1 protein-coding gene is annotated in these 403 nt (G+C 38.0%); it reads left to right on the top strand.

Translation table 11 applies throughout. The features are described from left to right. A partial coding sequence (locus ACST14_RS10950; RefSeq protein ID WP_459463474.1) for a hypothetical protein occupies nucleotides 1–403 on the top strand: 403 nt, incomplete at both ends.

Below are 403 nucleotides of genomic sequence, written 5' to 3'. Positions count from 1 at the left end.
GGACTCGATACACGAGTGAGTTCCAATACGAGTAGCATTACTGCTGAGATAACAAGAGCAACTGCTGCAGAATTAGCATTAACGAATGGAGTAAATGCAAACACAGCTAGCATAACTTCTAATACCAATTCAATTGCAGTATTAGATGCCAAAGTTATATTGAATATCAATAATTTATCATCAGAAGTTCTAAGAGCAACTGCTGCAGAATTAGCATTGACTAACGGAGTAAATGCAAACACAGCTAGCATAACTTCTAATACCAATTCGATCGCCGGACTCGATACACGAGTGAGTTCCAATACAAGTAGTATTACTGCTGAGATAACAAGAGCAACTGCTGCAGAATTAGCATTAACGAATGGAGTAAATGCAAACACAGCTAGCATAACTTCTAATACCA

Source organism: Aquirufa sp. A-Brett2-15D, assembly GCF_054558735.1.
The sequence above is the reverse complement of the archived record's forward strand: the minus strand, read 5'-3'. Positions and strand labels throughout refer to the sequence as shown.